The 19,062-nt window shown below is 64.9% G+C and carries 16 protein-coding genes; 8 read left to right on the top strand and 8 right to left on the bottom strand.

What is annotated here, in order from left to right; genetic code table 11:
• Positions 1-267 precede the first annotated feature (267 nt).
• The gene (locus G1H11_RS05585) at positions 268-1,341 is read right to left on the bottom strand and encodes a PDDEXK family nuclease (protein ID WP_163816816.1); all 1,074 of its coding nucleotides are present in this window, start codon (positions 1,339-1,341) and stop codon (positions 268-270) included.
• Between the two features lie 211 nt (positions 1,342-1,552).
• Here G1H11_RS05585 and G1H11_RS05580 point away from each other — a divergent pair, with 211 nt between their 5' ends.
• The 3 genes from G1H11_RS05580 (at position 1,553) to G1H11_RS05570 (ending at position 6,097) form a co-directional block, all read left to right on the top strand.
• Positions 1,553-3,748, top strand: a complete 2,196-nt coding sequence (locus tag G1H11_RS05580) for an McrB family protein (RefSeq protein WP_163816814.1) — start codon at positions 1,553-1,555, stop codon at positions 3,746-3,748.
• A gap of 89 nt (positions 3,749-3,837) precedes the next feature.
• Complete coding sequence (locus G1H11_RS05575) at positions 3,838-4,989, top strand: 5-methylcytosine restriction system specificity protein McrC (RefSeq protein ID WP_163816812.1); 1,152 nt, start codon at positions 3,838-3,840, stop codon at positions 4,987-4,989.
• 367 nt (positions 4,990-5,356) lie between these two features.
• The gene (locus tag G1H11_RS05570; protein WP_163816810.1) at positions 5,357-6,097 is read left to right on the top strand and encodes an alpha/beta fold hydrolase; all 741 of its coding nucleotides are present in this window, start codon (positions 5,357-5,359) and stop codon (positions 6,095-6,097) included.
• 351 nt (positions 6,098-6,448) lie between these two features.
• On the opposite strand, the gene G1H11_RS05565 is transcribed toward G1H11_RS05570, so the two are convergent.
• Positions 6,449-7,588, bottom strand: coding sequence for a Fic family protein (locus tag G1H11_RS05565; RefSeq protein WP_216843468.1), 1,140 nt, complete (start codon positions 7,586-7,588; stop codon positions 6,449-6,451).
• 440 nt (positions 7,589-8,028) lie between these two features.
• On the opposite strand from G1H11_RS05565, the gene G1H11_RS05560 reads away from it, so the two are divergent.
• Genes G1H11_RS05560 through G1H11_RS05550 form a run of 3 tightly spaced genes read left to right on the top strand, consistent with a single transcriptional unit; the run spans position 8,029 to position 9,534 of the window.
• Positions 8,029-8,385: an ArsR/SmtB family transcription factor gene (locus tag G1H11_RS05560; RefSeq protein ID WP_163816809.1), complete on the top strand. Its 357-nt coding sequence runs from the start codon at positions 8,029-8,031 to the stop codon at positions 8,383-8,385.
• Positions 8,375-8,869 (top strand): SRPBCC family protein, encoded by a 495-nt coding sequence (locus G1H11_RS05555; protein ID WP_216843467.1) that lies wholly within the window; start codon positions 8,375-8,377, stop codon positions 8,867-8,869. The genes G1H11_RS05560 and G1H11_RS05555 overlap by 11 nt, the downstream gene beginning before the upstream one ends.
• Positions 8,869-9,534 carry a dihydrofolate reductase family protein gene (locus G1H11_RS05550; protein WP_163817101.1) on the top strand — a complete coding sequence of 222 codons (666 nt, stop codon included), beginning with the start codon at positions 8,869-8,871 and terminating at the stop codon, positions 9,532-9,534. The genes G1H11_RS05555 and G1H11_RS05550 overlap by 1 nt, the downstream gene beginning before the upstream one ends.
• Before the next feature lie 69 nt (positions 9,535-9,603).
• Here G1H11_RS05550 and G1H11_RS05545 read toward each other — a convergent pair whose 3' ends face one another.
• Positions 9,604-9,804, bottom strand: coding sequence for a hypothetical protein (locus G1H11_RS05545; protein WP_163816805.1), 201 nt, complete (start codon positions 9,802-9,804; stop codon positions 9,604-9,606).
• Positions 9,805-10,153: 349 nt separating this feature from the next.
• Between G1H11_RS05545 and G1H11_RS05540 the strand changes: the two genes are divergently transcribed.
• Both G1H11_RS05540 and G1H11_RS05535 read left to right on the top strand, forming a co-directional pair.
• Positions 10,154-10,495 (top strand): nucleotidyl transferase AbiEii/AbiGii toxin family protein, encoded by a 342-nt coding sequence (locus G1H11_RS05540; protein WP_343074804.1) that lies wholly within the window; start codon positions 10,154-10,156, stop codon positions 10,493-10,495.
• 214 nt (positions 10,496-10,709) lie between these two features.
• Positions 10,710-11,480 (top strand): IclR family transcriptional regulator, encoded by a 771-nt coding sequence (locus G1H11_RS05535; protein ID WP_163816801.1) that lies wholly within the window; start codon positions 10,710-10,712, stop codon positions 11,478-11,480.
• A 72-nt stretch (positions 11,481-11,552) separates the two neighbouring features.
• On the opposite strand, the gene G1H11_RS05530 is transcribed toward G1H11_RS05535, so the two are convergent.
• From G1H11_RS05530 to G1H11_RS05510, 5 genes are read right to left on the bottom strand one after another with little or no spacing between them, the layout of a single operon-like run.
• A complete protein-coding gene (locus G1H11_RS05530; protein WP_163816799.1) occupies positions 11,553-13,595 on the bottom strand; it encodes a glycoside hydrolase family 20 zincin-like fold domain-containing protein in 2,043 nt (680 codons plus the stop codon).
• A gap of 8 nt (positions 13,596-13,603) precedes the next feature.
• A complete protein-coding gene (locus G1H11_RS05525) occupies positions 13,604-15,136 on the bottom strand; it encodes an ABC transporter substrate-binding protein (RefSeq protein ID WP_163816797.1) in 1,533 nt (510 codons plus the stop codon).
• 17 nt (positions 15,137-15,153) lie between these two features.
• On the bottom strand, positions 15,154-17,091 hold the full coding sequence (locus tag G1H11_RS05520; protein WP_163816795.1) for a dipeptide ABC transporter ATP-binding protein: 1,938 nt from the start codon (positions 17,089-17,091) through the stop codon (positions 15,154-15,156).
• Positions 17,088-17,993: an ABC transporter permease gene (locus G1H11_RS05515; RefSeq protein WP_163816793.1), complete on the bottom strand. Its 906-nt coding sequence runs from the start codon at positions 17,991-17,993 to the stop codon at positions 17,088-17,090. The genes G1H11_RS05520 and G1H11_RS05515 overlap by 4 nt, the downstream gene beginning before the upstream one ends.
• Positions 17,990-19,045 carry an ABC transporter permease gene (locus G1H11_RS05510; RefSeq protein ID WP_163816791.1) on the bottom strand — a complete coding sequence of 352 codons (1,056 nt, stop codon included), beginning with the start codon at positions 19,043-19,045 and terminating at the stop codon, positions 17,990-17,992. Before G1H11_RS05510 ends, G1H11_RS05515 begins: the two co-directional genes overlap by 4 nt.
• Between the last annotated feature and the right edge of the window lie 17 nt (positions 19,046-19,062).

Raw genomic sequence — 19,062 nt, 5'->3', positions numbered from 1 at the left:
ATGAACGCGAAGGTGAAGAAAGTCCATGCCCAGGGCTCTGCGACTGACGCCGACAGGGGCAGGAGCCTTGTTGCGGTTCGGGCGGCCTCCGCGGCCGTGTCCGGTGAGCTGAGTGCCCAGGCGAAGAGAGCGACGCAACAACCGACCACGGCGCTTTCGACCCATCTCATGTACTGCTACACCCACTTCCGAGTCATTGGATGCGATTGTCGCTGCGCGTGACGACACTCATGTGTTCATGCTCCTGCTTTAGGAAGCGTGGCCGCGTTAGTCCGCCTGGACGCCTCCACGCGCTGCCTCAACATACGCGTCGCGGAGGAGGCTGAGGAGTTCGTCGTAGTTCTCCGTACGGAGATAGTTGCCCTGCCGGATCTGACCAGGGAGGCGTTCATCAATGGTTCGCAACGTTGCCGGTGCCTCCTGTTCGAAGACTGTCCGGTACGGGGATACTGATCCTCCATTCTCGTTCCAGACCGTCACGAGACCCCGTTGCTGTCCGGGAATGTGGACCCGGATCAGGCAGCGATCCTGGCCGGTTGCAGTCTGCAGTGTCGCCAAGCTTGCGCTCTCCAGTTCGACTGCCCATTGGTGAAGCCGCCGAAGAAGGTCGTGCTTGTCCGGCGGGGATACCGAAATCGACTCTGCGAATTTTCCTGCACCGGGCGTGACGACTGGCTCCGGTGCTGTCGGGCCGATCGGTGGTGCGTCAGCAGCTACGCGTTCCGGTTCGACGAGCTGCGGTACGAGCACCCGCCGACCGTCGATGTCGTACGCGGACACCGTCACCAAGTCGAGATCGAGCCGGTCATTGCTGATGTCCTGCAAGTAGCCGACGAGCTCTATCAGGTCGTCCGGAGCAGAGTCGATCACGACGACGCAACGCAGGCGGCCCTCCTCCAGTGCCGCAGCCAAGCTGGTTGAGAACGTCTCCTGATCAAAGGCGGGGCTCTCCGCTCCGGCGTTCACCAGTTCACGCACTGAGGCGGCATGCTGGCCGTTCACGTGCGGCGCCAGCAATGCTTCAAAACCCGATATATCGAGACGCCGAAGATACGCCGCGTAGCCGAGGACCTGCGTCAGCACGGTGCGCCGGTCTGTGTTGGAGGCGAGTTTGATCTCAATGATCACTGGTGTGCCGGTGTCGGCTGCGACCGCGATCAGGTCTGCGTAGCCAGTACCGCAACGAACCTCGCTTCCCAGCACGACGAGCTTCGGTGTGCCCGCCAACGGAAGCATGGCCGGATTCCGTTCGATCAGGTCATGAAGCTGCTGCTCCTGAGCGAACCCGACGGGAGCGAGAGCGCGCCATATCCCATCGCTCTCAGACCAGATCCCAGTCACAGCACGACCTCCAAAGATAGCCAGCGGCTCGAGACTCATTGTCCGGTATCGAGCGGCTGAGGTCCTTAGATGAGCCCGACGTCTGTGCCACCATCGGTGGCACCGTATCGGACGAGGGCACGAGGAGGCACGCGTCGTGAATGATCCCGCAGGACTCCGTGTACTTGAGTCGCCGAAACCAGACGTGCACATACGCGCCGTGGGACGCCGCATGTTGGAGAACGGCCTCGGGACCGGCGCGTCGTACCTGGAGCCACAGACGAGCGCTTGGTCGCCCGCCAGCGTCGAGGACCTGCGACACCGCTACAACGAGCGACCCGACGAGAGCAGCGACAAATTCCTCGTTAAGCTTCAGCGCCAACTCTCGGATGCGCCGGATTCGACGATCCTTCTGGCGGCCGAGCTTCTCATGCTTCATGCGCTGCCACTCTCAAATCTCACACGGGAGAATAAGCGGCGGCGGATCGAGACAGTCCTCGGATGGATGCGCGAGCCGGCCAGCTTGCCCCCTGATGTGATCGAGGCCTTCGCTGAAGGTAGTTGGCACGGCGGTCAGGGCGCCAACCAGAATGTGTGGCGATGGCTGGCCAATCTCGTGGAGGTTGTCGAAGCGTGGTGGACCATGCCAAGCGAAGAGCGAGCGCAAGCGCTGCGCGATCCCTGGACGTGGCGGGACATTGTCAGGTCGGCCGACATGCTGCCCTCGCTGCAAGAATGCCTGCTCTACCTCGCCTTTCCTCAGTACTTCTTACCGAGCGTCAGTACGTCGGACAAGCGGCGAATCCGCGAGGCGTTCAAGGACGTTGGCCAGCAAACTAATGACCACGATCGCGATCTGTTCGACATTACGCTTACTCTTCAGGAGCGCGCCGGCGGAGCGGTCGACTACTACCAGACTCCCTACGTTGAGCAGTGGCGCTCGCCGTCCGATCGTGCCGCCCGTCGTGCGTGGCTCGTCCGCCCTCGGCCGCCACAGACCGGGGACGATCACGATGCTGACCGCTGGCGGAACGAGGGACTTGTCTCGCTCGCCGCGGCTCACCTGCGCAACGTGGAGCCTGGCAGCGATCGCAGTGTAGTAGCGGCAGCCGTCGAGGACGGCTATCAGCATTCCGACTACGCGCAGCGGCTCCGCCTCACTACCGAGTACCACAGTTTCCTGACCCGGATGGCGTCCGGGGATCTGGTCGTCACGGTTCGCGATGGCAGTCTGTGGATCGGCGAGGTCACGGGTGAGGCGTCGTATGTGGAGAACGAGAGTCCCGTTCTGACGCGATCGGTGGACTGGGCTGATCAGCTGTTCCCAGTCGAGGACGTGCCGACGTCCCTAGCCGCAGATCTCGATCAGCAAGGCTCACTGGTCGACCTGACGGGTGACCTCGACGCACTCGATACTCTGATCGCGCTCGACGTGGGCGTCGTCGATGAAGGGCCGGCGCTTCCGCCAGGCGTCGAAGCGGACATACCCACGTTGAAACAGGCGACCGTGGAACTGTCCGATCACCTGAACATCGAACGGGAATGGTTGCAAGACGCGCTTGACGTCCTCCAGGATCGTCAGCAGATGATCTTCTACGGACCTCCCGGCACTGGGAAGACGTACATCGCCCGCGAACTCGGACGGCATGTCACCGACCGGGACGCCGTGCAGTTGGTTCAATTCCATCCGTCGTACACCTACGAGGACTTCTTCGAGGGCTATCGGCCCGCGCCAATGGCGGATGGTGTGGTCGGTTTTCAGTTGCAGCCAGGTCCGCTGCGGCGGTTGGCCGTCGCAGCACGGGAGAACCCCACCCGGCCTTACGTCCTGATCATCGATGAGATCAACCGTGCAAATCTCGCCAAGGTGTTCGGCGAGCTGTACTACCTCCTCGAGTATCGACGCGAGCCGGTGTTGCTGCAGTACTCGCCCGGCGTGTCCTTCAGCTTGCCGCCTAACCTGTTCTTGATCGGCACCATGAACACCGCGGACCGATCGATCGCCCTGATGGATGCCGCCATCCGGCGGCGCTTCGCCTTCATGGAACTCCATCCAGACGAAGCACCGGTGAAGAACATGTTGCGTACCTGGCTTCGGCAGGGCGACAAGGATCTCGACCGAGCGGACCTGCTGGATGCGCTCAACGCCGCTATCGGTGATGAAGGCCGCGACTTCAAGATCGGCCCGTCGTACCTGATGAATCCGGATGTCGAGCGCTACGGTGGTCTGGCGCGCGTCTGGCGCTACTCAATCCTGCCGCTACTTGAGGAGCACTACTACGGCCGGATGAGCCGTGAAGAGGTCAATCAACGATTTGGCTTGGACACCGTTCGGGCCCGTGCGACCAAGCACGCAGGCACAGCGTACGACGTGTCTACCGGAACCACGGCAGCTGACGAGGGCAGCGCCCGTGGTGGGGCAACGTGATTATCCGACTGCGCGAGCATGGACCGCCCTGTGATGCTGGCCTCAATGGGGACATCGTTGCGGCGTTGGCGCACAGCGCCATCGTCCACGTGACGCCTATCAGTAGTGGCCGATGGCGGCTCCAACCGGTCGACAAGGTCGGTGCCGTTCGAATCGGCAACGTCGAGGTGATCGTCGAACCGAAGATCGGGCCCAAGAATCTGTTGTTCCTCCTCGGATATGCGGCTGATCCGGGCTTTCGGCCCGATGACGTAGAGGGCGTTCAGCACGATGATCTGCTGTCCGTCATCGCCGAATCACTGGCACGGCACACCGAGCGGGCGACACAACGAGGTGTCCTCCAGGGCTACGTCACGGTGGAGGAGACGTTGCCACTCGTCCGTGGACGCATACGAGCTTCGGACCAATTGGCTCGTCACTCTGGGATGCTCCTGCCAATGGAAGTGACGTACGACGAGTTCTCGGCGGACATCCCAGAGAACCGCATCGTGCGTGGCGCCATTCGTCGGCTCCTGACAGTCCCGCGTGTGCATACAGAGGTACGACGACGCCTGGGCCACCTCGACGGACGACTCGACGGTGTGACGGCGCTAACCCCTGGCGCACCGTTGCCACGGTGGCTGATGTCGCGGATGAACCAGGGGTATCTGCCGGCATTACGGCTGTCGGAGATCATTCTGCGGCATTTATCGGCTGAGGTAGGACCACGAGGTGTGCGCGTCGCCAGCTTCGTCATCGATATGGCGCGAGTCTTCGAGGACTTCTTGACAACTGCTATGCGAGAAGCGGCGGCGAATCGTGCCGGGCGGATGGTCGGCCAGCACAGCGTTGCTCTTGGCATGGATGGCACGGTGCCTATGCGCCCGGACATCGTCCACGTGGTGAACGGAGAGCCGCGGGCGGTCTTCGACGCCAAATACAAGATGGAGCGAGACTCGCGCGGCGTGCCGGGGCCTGATGTCTACCAGATGCTGGCGTACTGCACAGCGTTGCGGCTGCGCCGCGGGTATCTCGTCTACGCGAAGGGTGAGGGCGAGCCGCTGGTGCACCGGATCGTTAACACAGGCCCACGTGTCGAGGTCGTGCAGTATCCGCTCGACCTGACGTGCTCGGCCTCGGAACTCCTCGGGCAGGTGGACTCCCTCGTCACGAATGCTCTGACTAGGCAAGGTGAGGTACAGCCGAGCGGGCTCGCGACGGCAGCAGCACCCATTGGAGTTGCTGCGTTGCAGACGCAATGACAACCGCGCACCTTCGAGCTGTTGCGGCCAAACTCCATATGACCCACGTGCGTGGAGCCGTGAAGACGAGAGGTCAGCCCTCTGACCTTGTGCTAAGCATCAGCAGCCCGTCAGCTCGTGATCGATTTCTGCTAGCTCGTTAACAGAATCTCTGCTACTTCGATGGTGGGTCCTTGCTCACAGTGAAAACGTAGGCCTGTCTTCGTCTCACGGGTCGTTTCGTCCACGTACGTGGACATTTCGATTTGTCTACGTACGTGGACGGCGAGACCGCGCTGCTCGCTGCACTCGCTGCTCGCGACGGGAGTGGGACACCTGCTACCACAGTGCCCAGCTTCGTTTCGTTGGCAGCCGTAGGCTGCACCGCGTGGAGTTCCTCAGCGTGAATGATGCCCAGCTCGCCTTCCGAGTGACGGGCAGCGGGCCACCCCTCCTGGCGCCGGAGTGCAACTACACGTGGGCTCCTGAGCATGAGCGGATGATGGCCCGCCGATTCACACTGATCGTGGCATCGCCTCGGGACTTCGGCGCTAGCACGCGTACAGGCGGGCCTTACGAGCCGGGTCTGTGGGCATCGGACATGCTCGCGGTAGCCCGACACCTTGGTCATTCGCGGTTTCTCTGCTTCGGCTACTCGTTCACCGGCGCGTTCGGTCCGTGGTTGGCGCTGCGGCTGGCTGATCACAGCGCTGTCGTGGCCGTCGCGTCCGGCGGATTCCCTTTGCTCGGGGACTACAGCGTTACCTCGCGCGATGTCGACGCGCAGATGGCGCACTTGGAGAAAGACCCCGGCTTGTGGGCGGAGATCGAGCACAGGTTTGATCCGCGCGCGGGCGCCAGGTTCTACCGTGAGCTGAGCATGCTTCCCCCGGATGCGCTCGTGGACGACGCCCCGTGTCCGCTGTACTGCTTCTGGGGCGACCGCGACCACGATGCCGTCGAGATGGTCCTGCCGAGCAGCGTCCTCGCCGAAGGCCTAAACAATCGGGGTGTGCCGTGGAAACAGTTCGAGGGATACGACCACGAAGGGTTGAACAGCCACTTGGAGGTCGCGTGGCCGGACACTGAGGCCTGGCTCTTGGAACAGGCGCAAGATCTCGGGTTCTAACGTCCTGCCGTCCAGTCGCGACGTTCGGTCATACAAGGGTTGTCCCTCGACATTGTCAGCCGAGAACGCCAGGATAGGTCGCATGAGTTCCGGTGGACTTCCCGAGCCGCTCCGCCCACCCGGGCGGGGCATGATCCGGGAGGAAGTTCATGGCTCACTCTCCGCATCGCCGGTGGAAAGGCTGTCGGCTCTGCAAGCCTCACAAGCATCGCGGCAATGGTGACGCGCAGCGTGCACCATGGTCTGTGCTCCGTCAGATCGGCCGCAAGCGCCGCTTGAATAGGCACGACATCGACTGACGCGCGTGTCCGGGGCAGGCCGTGATTCTCGCTGGAACGGTCGACGGAGCCGTCATTGCGGGCGCTGTGGCACCGGACGTTCTGGTGGTGACACCTGCGTCTCGGCATCCGGACTGGCCAGCAGTCTTTCAAACCCGGTGAAGGCTTCGAAGAGTCCGACTGCTTCAAATGCTCGGTTTCGGCGTCCTACCTTGACCTGCCGCACTGTGCCTGCTTCTACGAGCCGGTTGACGGCCTCACTCGTCGCTTGAAACGTCCTCCCAATATGGGCCGCGGCTGTCGCTACCGAGAACACGGGGAGGGACGGCAGGGCTGTCACCAAGAGGTCTGTCGCCGAGTTGGCGCGCACGCGTCCGAGGCTTTCCCTCCAGGACCTTTCTAATGAGGCCAGGTCGGTGGCGAACCGCGACGCGTCCCGGCACGCACGGCCGGTAGCAGATAGGAACAGCTCCACCCACGACAATTGACCTGACAACGTGGAACCGTCGGCTCGAGTTTGATCGAGCGCATCGATATATGCGTCGGCCTGGGTGGCGAGGACAAGGGAAACCGGCGGCACCACCCGTGTAGCTACACCGCGGCGGCGCAGGACCAGTTGAATGAGTGCTCGTCCAGCGCGCCCGTTCCCGTCGGCGAAGGGATGGATGGTCTCGAACTGCGAATGAGCGAGGGCGGCCTGCAGCAGCGCTGGGTGCTCGTCTCCAGATACGTACGCGGCCAAGTCGTCCAGCAGCTCGGATACATAGTCCTCGGGCGGCGGCACGAAGGCGGCGGAGCATGGGTTCACTCCACCGATCCAGTTTTGCTCGCTGCGTACGATGCCCGCCCACCTCTCATCGCGCGTACCTATGAGCAACGCCTTATGGATCGTCGTGAGGTCGGCGACTGTGAGGGTCCTGTTCGGATCTGAGGCGACGGTGAGAGCTTCGTCGAGCGCCTTGACGTTGCCGAGGACTGCTCTGGCGGTCTCATCGGTGACAGGAAGTCCCTCTCGCTCAGTTGCCTCACTGCGGGCCAGGCGACGGACGTTGAGGACCAAGCCCTCGATGTTCGACGAGGCGACCGCCTCCGCGCGCAGCAGGAATCTCGCTAGTGGTTCGAGGTTCGCTAAACCTGGGTGGGCGTCATTGAGGTGACGTACTTGCTGTTCGACGTCGACGATGTCGGCCGCAGCGGAAGCGGGCAGATCCAACTTGATGCCTACGAGAGGCTCTGGGACGTAAGCTTGAAACCGGCACGACGTACGTTCAGTACGCGTAGATCCGGTGGGGTTGCCTGGCCATACGCGCTCCTCGTAACGCCCCATCAGCCACCTCCGATATTCAAGGTTAACCCATAACCTTGAATATGACGTCGGCTTGTTCCACCTTACTGAAGTCTCCACTGTTGATGAGATGGGCGACGGCGCGCCATGCGCGCAAGGTGGCTTCAACCTCAGCTCTATTGCCTGTACCCACGGATCACCATTGGTCAGCTCCGTGATGCATCCATCGCGATTAGTCGCCGTCGGCGATCGTCAGAGGTGCTTGCATCCGCACACGGAGGGTCTCGGGAGCAGTAGCCCCGACGATGACGCATGCCGTCCGAGCATTGCCCGCTTGACGCATGCCCATATGGGAATATGATGGCTGCATGCCTCGCGCAGCAACAACATCCGACACGTTCAACGCGATCGCCGAGCCTCAGCGCCGCGAGATCTTGGAGTTGCTCAAGGACGGCGAGCGCCCCGTGCTGGATCTCGCGAAAGAGCTTGGTATCCCGCAACCCAGTGCATCCAAGCACCTCCGTGTGCTCCGGGAGGTGCAGCTGGTCCGGGTGCGCGAGGTCGGTAAGCAGCGGCTCTACGGCTTGGACGCCCGCGGCCTGCGGCCGATCCATGAGTGGGTCGGCGGGTTTGCGGAGTTCTGGAACGAGAGCTTCGACCGTTTGAACAACTACGTGCAGGAACTCAAGAGCGAGGCGCAGAAAGAGAATGCCGATGACAACTAACTCAGCACACCAGGCGACCGCCGACCGCGAGATCGTGATCACTCGCACCATCGAAGCACCGCGCGATCTAGTGTTCACAGCCTTCACTGATGTGCGCCACCTGGCGCAATGGTGGGGGCCCAACGGGTTCACCACCACAACACGCGCGTTCGAGTTCCGCGAGGGCGGCGTCTGGGAATTCACCATGCACGGGCCGGACGGCACGGACTATCCGGAGTGGATTACCTGGCGTGAGATCGTGCGCCCGGAGCGGATCGTCCTGCGGCACGGCGAGTCGGCGGACGACCCGAATGCCTTCGAGTCGATTCTGACCTTCGACGACGAGGGCGAGGCGACCGTCGTCGTCATGCGGACCATCTTCCCGACCGCCGAGCTTCGCGACCAGGCGGTTTTGAAGTTCCACGCCATCGAAGGCGGACAGCAGACCCTCGGCCGGCTGGCGGAGTACGCCATGAACCAGAACAACGCCGAGGAAGGCCAGTGATCACCGGCAAGGTCTTCTTCAGCGTCACGATGACGCTCGACGGGTACATCGCGCCCGAGAGCAGCCCGGACGACATCGACGCGCTACGACGTGGCGAGACCACCCCGAGTCTCAAGCACTGGATGGCCCAGTGGTCGCGGCTTCAGGGATGGGCGTTCGGGCAGCGCTTCACGCGCCAGAACCTGAAGCTCGGTGAGGGCGGCAAGGAAGGCCGCGACAACGCCATCCTCGAACAGACATTCCACCGCACCGGCGCCAGCGTCATGGGCAAGCGGATGTTCGATGCCGGCGAGGTGGCGTGGCCGGAGGAGGCACCGTTCCACACCCCCGTCTACGTTGTTACCCATGAGGTCAGGGAGCCGTGGGAGCGCCTCGGCGGCACGACGTTCAATTTCGTCAACGACGGCATCGAAAGCGCACTTAAGCAGGCCCGGAAGGCAGCGGGAGAGCGAGACGTGCGCATCGCCGGCGGCGCCGACATGATCCTGCAATACCTGAACGCCGGCCTGGTCGACGAGTTCTCCATCGCACTCGCGCCCGTGTTCTTCGGCAGAGGGGTGAGCCTCTTCGACGGCATCGACGCCGAGAAAGTCACCATCCACCAGACGGGAACGGAATCGTCGTCGAAGGTCACTCACCTGAACTACGCCGTGGTCCGCAAGTAGTCAGACCGCCCGCCTCCGATGTGCTCACCTCGATGGCGCCGTAGCACGGCCGCCTACGTTCACGCCGGACTAGAACTTCCACTCCCAGCCGCCGTCATACATGAACCACGGCTGGAAGACGGGTATCCCGGACTCGGCAGCGATGTCGAGGGCAACCTTGCCGGTGGCGTTCTCGCCAGGGCCGACGCTGGGCATCTCGTCTCGGCTGGACAGGCACGAGTACGACGAGCCGACGACGTCGTTCTCGGTGACGCCGTCCGGCCCGATCACATTGAAGTCGTAGGACGTGAAGTCGACATCGATGCCCTGCAGGTCGTCGGACCAGTTGCTTCCTGTAGAGACCGAGATGCTGACGATGAGGAAGTGGCCGTTCTCCGGGCGGATCGGCGTAGTCGCTCATATTTGGCGTCGGGAATCCCGCGAAGATGGCGCTCGGACCGTGGTCAAGTTTGAATTGCTCAGTGACCTCAATGACACGCCAGCTGGTGCCACCGTCAAGTTCGACGGCTGTATTGCATTGGGAGCGGCGAACCTGCGCGGGACTCGATTTGCTGTCCGGGACCGTCTCATCCGCGACTGACAGGTATCAACCCTGACGAGTCTCCGGGCCCGGGTTTACGTGACGGGCTTGGCTGGATTCTTTCTGGCGAAATGTGCGGCGGTGCATGGTCGGCGTGAGCCGAAGGATTGGTATGACATCGCGTTCATGCTGCTGCATGACCAGTACGGCGGGCCTGCTGCAGCTGAACTTGTGAACACTCGTTTCGCGGCTGATTTGAAAGGCGAGGTGACCACGGCTCTTCGTGATCTCGCGGCCAACTTCGCAGTTCCGGCCGCTCAGGGGCCGAGTGCGTACGTCGACCAGCTACTCGTGGATCACCCCGATTTCGATGCGGACGTAGCCACCGCAGACGCGATGACCGCGGTGCAGAAGTTCTGTAGGAACCTCGGCGTGAACTAGCTTCGGGACGGCGAGGCTCATGTCCCGCACCCTGCTAGTTCGATGACAGAACCACTGCTAGTTCGATGATGGGCTTCTGACATGCGCTCCTACGCCAGGTCTCGATGACAGCGAATGCTAGTTCACCTGGTAACATCCGTGCTGGCAACGTCTATAGTTGCCGGACGCACCGCGGCGGTGATCGTGGACATCTTAAAAGGTAGGAGTTCCGTTTATGGAGCGCGAGCCAGGTCCAGCCGACAAGCGATACTCCATCCGTGCAGTGAAGCGTGTCTGTGGCATCTTGAGCCTGATCCAGGAACATCCGCAGGGTTTCTCGCTGAATCAGGTGGCCGACGTCACCGAGCTGCCCAAGAGCTCGGCGTACCGATACCTCACCACCCTGGAGGAGGAGGGGTATGTCATGCGGGACCTGGTCAGCGGCTTGTTCCGGATCGGTACCGCGTTCCTGCCGCTGCAGTCTCAGCAGCTTGCCCTGCTGGGTGATCGGGTCCGGCCGTATCTGGTCAAGTTGCGTGATGAGTTCGACGAAACGGCGAACCTGGGAATGCTGGACGGTTCCCGGGTATCCTACGCCGAGATAATCGAGAGCCCCCACAGCGTGCGGCTGGCGGCTCGACCGGGTGACCGTGACCAGCTGCACTGCACCGCGCTCGGCAAAGCTATCGCGGCCACTCTGGACCTGGACCGGGTGAAGGCCATCCTGGCGGCGGAGGGCATGCCTGAGCGCACCCCGGCCACCATCACTACGCTCGACGCCTACCTCGACGAGCTGGAGAAGACGCGGACCCAGGGCTACGCCTTGGACGACGGCGAGAACGAGCGCGACGGCCGGTGCATCGCGGTCTCTCTGGCGGGCCTCGGGCTGCCCGCGTCCATCAGCCTTTCCGCTCCGGCCACACGGCTGCCCGTCGAGGACGTCCCAAGGGTGGCGGAGGCGCTCAACCAGGTTGCCGCCGAGTTGATGAACCAGAAGAAGCCCTGACCTCAGCTTCCATCGCCTCCCGCAAACCCCGGCGCCGACGAGCTGGGTGCATCTCCGACGTGGTGCGAGCCGTCAGACGATCCAGGCATGCCAACTCTCTTTGGCGACCGGCCCACCCGTGGCGCGCAGCCGTTCGAGCGCCGGGCCGATCTCCCGGACGAACCCCCAGTGCTCACGGATGGTGGCCGGCACCAGGTACGCCGGAGTGGCGTCCGCTGTCTGCCGCATGAGCTGCACGCCACGGTCCGTTAGCCGTCCAGCATGGTCCTCGCCTGGCTCCCGGGCGGCTTCCAGCACGTCGAGGAAGAGCGCGAGCGAGCCGGCGAGGCGGATCGACTGACGTCGCCAGGTCTCGGTGGGAGACCCCCAGTGACGCACATTCCGGCCTTCGGGCATGATGCCGGCCGCGTCCAGCAATGTCGCCTTCACCTGCCGGTACGCGTCCTCCAACGGAGGCTGGGTGATGCTCGCAGCCCGGATGATGTCGTCGGGGTAGGCGGTGACCCCGGCCGCCGCGGTGGAGAAGTACGGCAGGATGTGCTGCACCAGGTACATCATCAGCGGATAGCTGCCGGTCACCGTGCTGGCCAAGGAGAGCGCGTGGGTGGCCGCGTCGGCGTCGTCCGGGCAGATCAGCTCAGCCCAGCGACGACGGAAACCGGTGGCGCCGCCCGAGCCCTCCAGGTTCCACGCCAGGTCGGCGAAACAGGCGTAGTTCGCATGGTCGGAGGGCGTCTGCATGGTGTACGCGAACGCACCGGTGGCGCCCGCCCGCCCCCCGCGGCGCAGCGTGGTCTCGATGTTGGGGCTGAAGTCCTGGTTGAACAGGGTGGCGAACAGCCCGGTGGTGGGTGAGACCCAGGTCTCGCCGCCGCTGGCGTCAGGAACCGGAACGGGGTCGTTGTACTTCCACCAGGAGACGACCGGAGCCGGAAGGTCCTCTTCCGCGACGCGTTCCCGATAGCGGTTCAGCACGCCCTCCCGTTCGAGGGTGTCATGCCAGTGCACCATGGTGATGCCGTCCTCGGCGAGGGATCGGCCCACGGTGACGAGGTACTCGATGAGCTGCTGGCCTGGTGACATGTCCCTGCAACCATCGCATCGGCAGTACGGGCTGACCACCCGGAGACGATCCTCGGGGTCCACGTTCCGGATCGGGTAGTACTCGTCGGCGGCGACGTGCAGACGCCGGACGCCGTGGGGCCGGAGGTGTTGACGTGTGATGTTCGAGACGACGGCGCTGAGGGCTGCGCGGGCTTCGGGCCTGGAGACGCAATACCCGTACCCGGTCGGGTTGCCGTCGTCGTCCCAGGCCGAGAGCTCCGGGATGAGCCGCGGGAGCAGCGTGGAATGCCCGGGACCGCCCAGGTGCGGGATCAGCTCGATGCCCTGCTCGGCCGCGTACCGGACCAGTTCACCGAAGAAGTTCTCGGTGAAGATCCGCGGGAGATACTCGAGCGTCACCTCCTCCCCGCTGTCCGGATCCCACGTCACCACCCGCTGCGGGGTACGCACCTCGGGGAACTCGTCGAGTGGCACAAACAGGTACTCGCTGCGATCCACGTCGTGGCGGATGTCCCAGCACCCGTAGATGGAGATCCCGGCGGTGTTGAGCTTGAGCTGGCCCAGCCGATCGATGAACGCCTGCCAGTCGGCCCGCTCCATCAGGTCGGTGCCGGCAAAAGATTCGGTGAACACGCCACGGGTCCGGTATGTGGGGTGGTCGTCGACCCGCCCGTGGGGAAGATGGCGGCCATTGCCACCGTCCCAGAGGTCTACGACTGTTCTGGCCGCGTGGAGCGCGCCGTGTGCGTCGCTCGCTCGGATCAGCACCGCGTCGGCGCCGATCTCGAGCTCGTAGGCCTCCGGCGGGCCGTTCATAGCGGTGACCGACATCCGCACGGCGGACTCCGAGTGGTCGCCGACGGTGGCCATCAGCCGTTCTATGTGGCTCTGGTAGGCGGCGAGGGAGGCCGGTAGCGGATCCAGGGCGATCCGGCCGACCGGCAACCGGTCCGCCGAGAATCGGGCCTCGCGCGGCTGCGGTATGAGGGCAGGCGGCCGGGAGCCACCGAAGGCGGCTCCCGGCGCGTCCGTCACCGAAGACGTGGACATTCGTCTGCCTACTCGGCCCAGCGCAGAGGACGCAGGTCCAGCTCGCTCGCCGAGCGGTAGGGCTTCACGCCGACCAGGTCGTCACGGGTGGCGGACACCTCGTCCTGGTTGGCCACCGGAATGACGTAGGCCCGGTCCGCCAGCAGCTCCACGGCCTGGCGACGCAGATCCGCCCAGTCCTCTCGGTCGAGCGCTTGATCGGCGTCGGTCAGCAGCTGGTCGAACTCCTCGACGCAGTCGTCGGAAAACCATCCGGGGCACTGCCAGGAGTCGGCCTGCTGCGGTCCGCTGAGGACGGTCATCTCGAAGGTGGGGTCGTCGCCGAGGATCTCGTCCAGGTAGGTGGTCAGCTCGAGGCCTACAGGTTCAACGTTGATGCCCACGTCGGTGAGCTGCGAGCGGACAACCTCCATGGTCGGAGGGAAGAATCCGCTCGTGATGTGCGTGAAATCGATGCTGAGGTCCTCAGCACCCGCCTCCGCCAGCAGGGCACGCGCGGCATCCGGGTCGTACGGGTACGGGCAGTAGTCGCTGTTCCATTCGACGTTCGGCGGGTTGACGAAGACGCACGACGGCTGGCCGAGACCGCCGCTGGCGCCGTCGATGATCGGCTGACGGTCGATGGCGTGGGCTATCGCCTGCCGCACTCGCTCGTCGTCGAAGGCCGGTGCCTCGGCGCTGAGCACCAGGTAGATGAACTCCGATCCCGCGGTGGACACGCCTTGGAAGCCGTCGGTCTCGTCGATGCTGTGGAAGCGCTCGAGACCTTCGCCGATCAGGTTGCTGACGATGTCCACGTCCCCGGAGAGCAGCGCGTTCAGCGACGCGGTCTCGTCGGCGAAGAACTGCCAGGTGATGTCCTCGAAGTAGGGCAGATCGGCCCAGTAATCTTCGAACCTGTTCAGCGACACCGACACGCCGTTGCGCCATTCCCCGAAGACGAACGGCCCGGTGCCGACGGGCTGCTGTGCGAGCGTCTCGACCGAGTCCTCCGGTATCACCAGTCCAGGAACACCCGACAAGCTGTCGAGGAAGCTCTGGCTGGGCCGTTCCAGGGTCACCGACACCGTGGTGTCGTCGATGGCTTCGATCGACTCGACCGCGGCGAGCGGCCCCGAGATCTCCGGCCGGGACGACGTCCGGCTGGTCTCGAGCGAGTAGACGACGTCGGCCGACGTCAGCTCGCTGTCGTCGTGGAACGTGGCTGCCCGGATGGTGAACGTGTACTCGAGACCGTCGTCGCTGACCTCGTAGGACTCGGCGAGGAGCGGCTCGAACGAGCCGTCCTCGGTCTTCTCCAGCAGCGGCTCCACCACGTTGTGGACCACGAGCGCCTTGATGGCGGTGGCGCCGTTGCGGGTGAAGTCCCAGTCCGGTGGCTCCTGTGGGAAGGCGACCCGCAACGCGGTGGACTGCTCGCCGCTCGGCTCGTCACCGGAGCCGCTACCGGCCATGCCGCCTCCGTCGGAGCCGCATGCCGTGAGAATGATCGAGGCGCCGAGTAGCCCAGCGGTGCGTATGACCATGTTTCGTCGGTTCATGTTCGGTATGTGCCTTCCTAGGGTGGTGGGACAGATCGCAGGACGGGCGCGGCGGAGAGCAGCGCCTTGGTGTATTCGTGCTGGGGAGATTCATAGACCTGCTCGGTGGGCCCCTGTTCGACGATCTTGCCGTTGAGCATGACCGCCGTGTAATCCGTCGCGAACCGGATGACCCGCATGTCGTGAGAGACCACAAGCATGGCGAGACGACGTCGAGCGCGGATCTCCTGGAAGAGATTGAGGATCTGCGCCTGTACGGAGACGTCCAGGGCGGAGGTGGGCTCGTCGGCCACCACCACGCTCGGCTCCACGGACAGCGCACGGGCCAGCGCCACCCGCTGGAGCTGGCCCCCGGAGAGGGTACGCACCGGCCGGTCAGCGACCTGCGCCGGCAGCCCGACATCGGCCAGCAGATCGCCGACCCTGGTGTCGCGCTCCCTGCGGTTGCCGATGCCGAGCACGGTGAGCGGGTCTCGGATCACCGCTCCCACGGACAGCCGTGGATTGAGCGAGCTGCGCGGGTCCTGGAAGACCATGGCGGTGTTCAGACTGAGTGTCCGAAAGCGGGCCAGTCGCGGCATCGCGTAGACATCCCGGCCGTGGTACAGGACCTCGCCGCTGGCCGGCTGGATCAGGCCGAGCAGCGACCGGGAAAGCGTGGTCTTGCCGGACCCGGACTCGCCGATCAACCCGACGGCTTGGCCCGGTCGGATGGTCAGCGAGACGTGGTCGAGTGCCCGGGTCGACCCGCCGCCGGAGCCAAAGTCGACGACGAGATCCTTGACCTCGAAGATCGCCGTGTCCGCTTCGGAACTGTCATCGGTTGTCGAGGCGGAGGTGGAGGTCGCCGCCCATGCGGGGACGGCCGGGGTGAGTGTGGCCGACACGGGCGCAGACGGTGCGGTGGCGCCTGCCCCGGGCTCCACGGATGCCGTCGCCGCCGTAACATCGTCGTCTCCGGTCACGGGGTGAAAACAGGCCAGCCCGCGCGCACCATCGAGGCGTAGCACGGGCCGCTCGGCGCACTGCTGGCCCGCGTTCCCGCATCGGTCCCGGAAGCGGCAGCCGGACGGGAAGTCGGCCGGCTGGCGAACGTGTCCCGGAATGGGTGCCAGTACAGGCCAGCGCTCCTCGAGGCTGACACTGGCATGCAGGAGGCCGGCGCTGTACGGGTGACGGGGCCGGTCGAGGATGTCCGCGGTCGGGCCGGACTCTGCCACCTGCCCCGCGTACATGACGACTGTCCGTGTGGCCACCTCGGAGACGAGCGCCAGATCATGGCTGACGAACATGAGGGCGAATCCACGGCTGGATCGCAGATCCTGCAGGAGCTCCATCACCTGGCGCTGGACCGTCACGTCGAGTGCCGTGGTGGGCTCGTCGGCGATCACCAGTTCCGGGTCGCGGGCCAGCGCGATGGCGATCAGCACCCGTTGCCGCTGACCGCCTGAGAGCTGGTATGGCTTGGCCCGCATGATCCGCTCGGTCTGGTTCAGCCCCACCGAACTCAGTAGGTCTTCCGGAGTTGACGACGAACCCAGCCGGCAGACCTGGCGGAGCTGTGCCCCGACGCTCATGCCGGGGTTGAGGCTGGTCATCGCGTCCTGGTAGACGAATCCGATGCCGGCGCCGCGCATCCGGCGCAGCTCGCGCCGTGACATCCGGCGGACGTCCTGGCCGCGGAACTCGACGCTCCCCGAAACCCGCGCCGTGGGCGGCAGCAGATGTGCGGCGGCCAAGCCGAGCAGCGACTTGCCGCAGCCGGACTCACCCACCACGGCCACCGCCTCACCGGCGCCGATGGACAGGTCCACGCCGTCAAGGACGGCCACATCGCCGTACCGTTTGGGGAAGCGCACCCGCAGGTCGCGGATGGCGAGCAGCGGTGCTGGGGCCGCGGGCCCGGCAACGTCTGGGGTGTGGCCCGCCGTAGCGGGCGGTATCGTCGGTGTCATCGGGACCTCAATCGTGAACCGAGCGCCTCAGAGAACCGGTTCAGTCCTAGAACGGCGACCACGATGGCGAGTCCGGGGAAGAGGGAGACCCACCACGCGCCGGCGTCGATCACCGACTGCCCTTCGCTGATGATGTTCCCCCAGGATGGCGCCGGCGGTCTAATTCCGGCGCCGAGGAAAGACAGCGCGGCTTCCGCCACCACAGCCTCGGCCATGATCAACGTCGTATAGACCATCACCGGCAGCGCCGCGTTGAGCCCGACGTGGTAGCCGACCAGCCGGATCTTGCGGGTGCCGAAAAGAGTGGCGGCGGTGACGTAGTCCTCGCCTTGCTCAGCGAAGACGGCCGCGCGCACCACCCGCGCCATCGGTGGCGTGAAGATCACGCCGAGCACGATCACCGTGGTCCACAGGCTGGGGCCGATGGCGGCGGCCAGCACGATGGCCAGCAGGATGCCGGGGAACGCCAGCCCGACGTCCATGATCCGCATGATGATCTCGTTGACCCAGCCGCGGGAACTAGCGGCCACGGCGCCGAGTACACCACCCAGAAGTAGCGCGGCGCCGGCGGAGCAGACCGCCACCAGGAAGCTCAGCCGGGCACCGTGCACCACACGGGCGGCGACGTCGCGACCCAGTTGGTCGGTGCCGAACAGGTTCCCGGACCCGGGCGCACGCAGCGCCTGCCCCGCATCGATGGCGGTGGGAGAGGTGGACATCACCAGCGGAAGGACAATCAGTACGGTGCCGAGCACCACGACGAGTCCGGTCAGCCACCGCACCATGGGATCGCGTCGGAAGGCGCGAACAGCCCGGCGCGGAAACGACGGCCGGCCGGGTGTCGCGGACCTTTCGGAGCGGCCGGCGGGGTCCGGGGCACGGGTGATCTGCGGTGGCGTCATGCCCGGGTCGCCTCCGCGCTGCGCGGGTTCAAGAACAGGTAGAACAGATCCACCACTAAGTTGATCAGCACGAATGCAACGGCGCCGACAATGGCCACGCCGCGCACCACGCCCAGGTCACCCTGATTGACTCCGCTGACCAGGAGCGTCCCCATGCCAGGTAGGTTGAAGACCGTCTCCACCAGGATGGCGCCGGACATCAGCCCGCCGATGTACACGCCAAGCACAGTGATAGGTGTGATCAGCGCGTTGCGCAGGACGTTGCCGACCAGGACGACGTGCCGGGGCACGCCCGCACCGACCGCTGTGCGCACGTAATCCTTGCCCAGCTCGTCGGCGACGGAGGCCCGGATCACCCGGGTCATGGCGGCGGCGAACGGCAGCGCCAGCACCACGGCTGGACCGATCAATGAGGAGAACCAGAACGTGAAGCCGGTGTTCAGAGGTGCGTAGCCGCCGGAGGGCAGCAAGCCCAAACCGACCGCGAACAGCTGGATGAACATCAAGCCGACCCAGAACTGCGGTGAGGCCTGGAAGACGGCGGCCACGGCGCTGATCGCCCGGTCCGTCGGCCGTCCCTCGTTCTGGGCTGCGACGACACCGAGCACCAGCGAGATGATCACCGCGATGAACGTCGCCAGCAGCATCAGCTGAACCGTGACCGGCAGCGCCATGCCGATCAGCTCATTGACCGTCTCCGGGCGGACCACGGACTCGCCGAGCCGGAGCTGGATGATGTCGGTGAGGAACCGCCAGTACCGGGTGATCAGCGGATCGTTGAGCCCGTTCTCCTCGGCGAACCGTTCACGCTGGTCCGCGTCGGCGAAAACACCCAGAACTGCCCGCGCCGGATCGTTCGGTGAGCGGTCGATCACCACGAACACGGTGAACGAGACCCCGATCAGGATGATCGGGGCGAGTAGCAGGCGGCGACCGACGAACCGGGCGTAGCGCCCGCGACCGCTGCCCGGTCCGCGCCCGGCGCCGCCAGCCGCCCGTCGGCTCTCGCCGACGAGCTTCGGATCTACGCTGGTCCTGGCGTCACCAGCCATGATCGGTCCGCCGTGGG

Origin of the sequence: Phytoactinopolyspora alkaliphila, assembly GCF_010550695.1 — a bacterium.
Taxonomy (GTDB): domain Bacteria; phylum Actinomycetota; class Actinomycetes; order Jiangellales; family Jiangellaceae; genus Phytoactinopolyspora; species Phytoactinopolyspora alkaliphila.
This window is presented reverse-complemented; position numbering and strand designations above follow the sequence as displayed.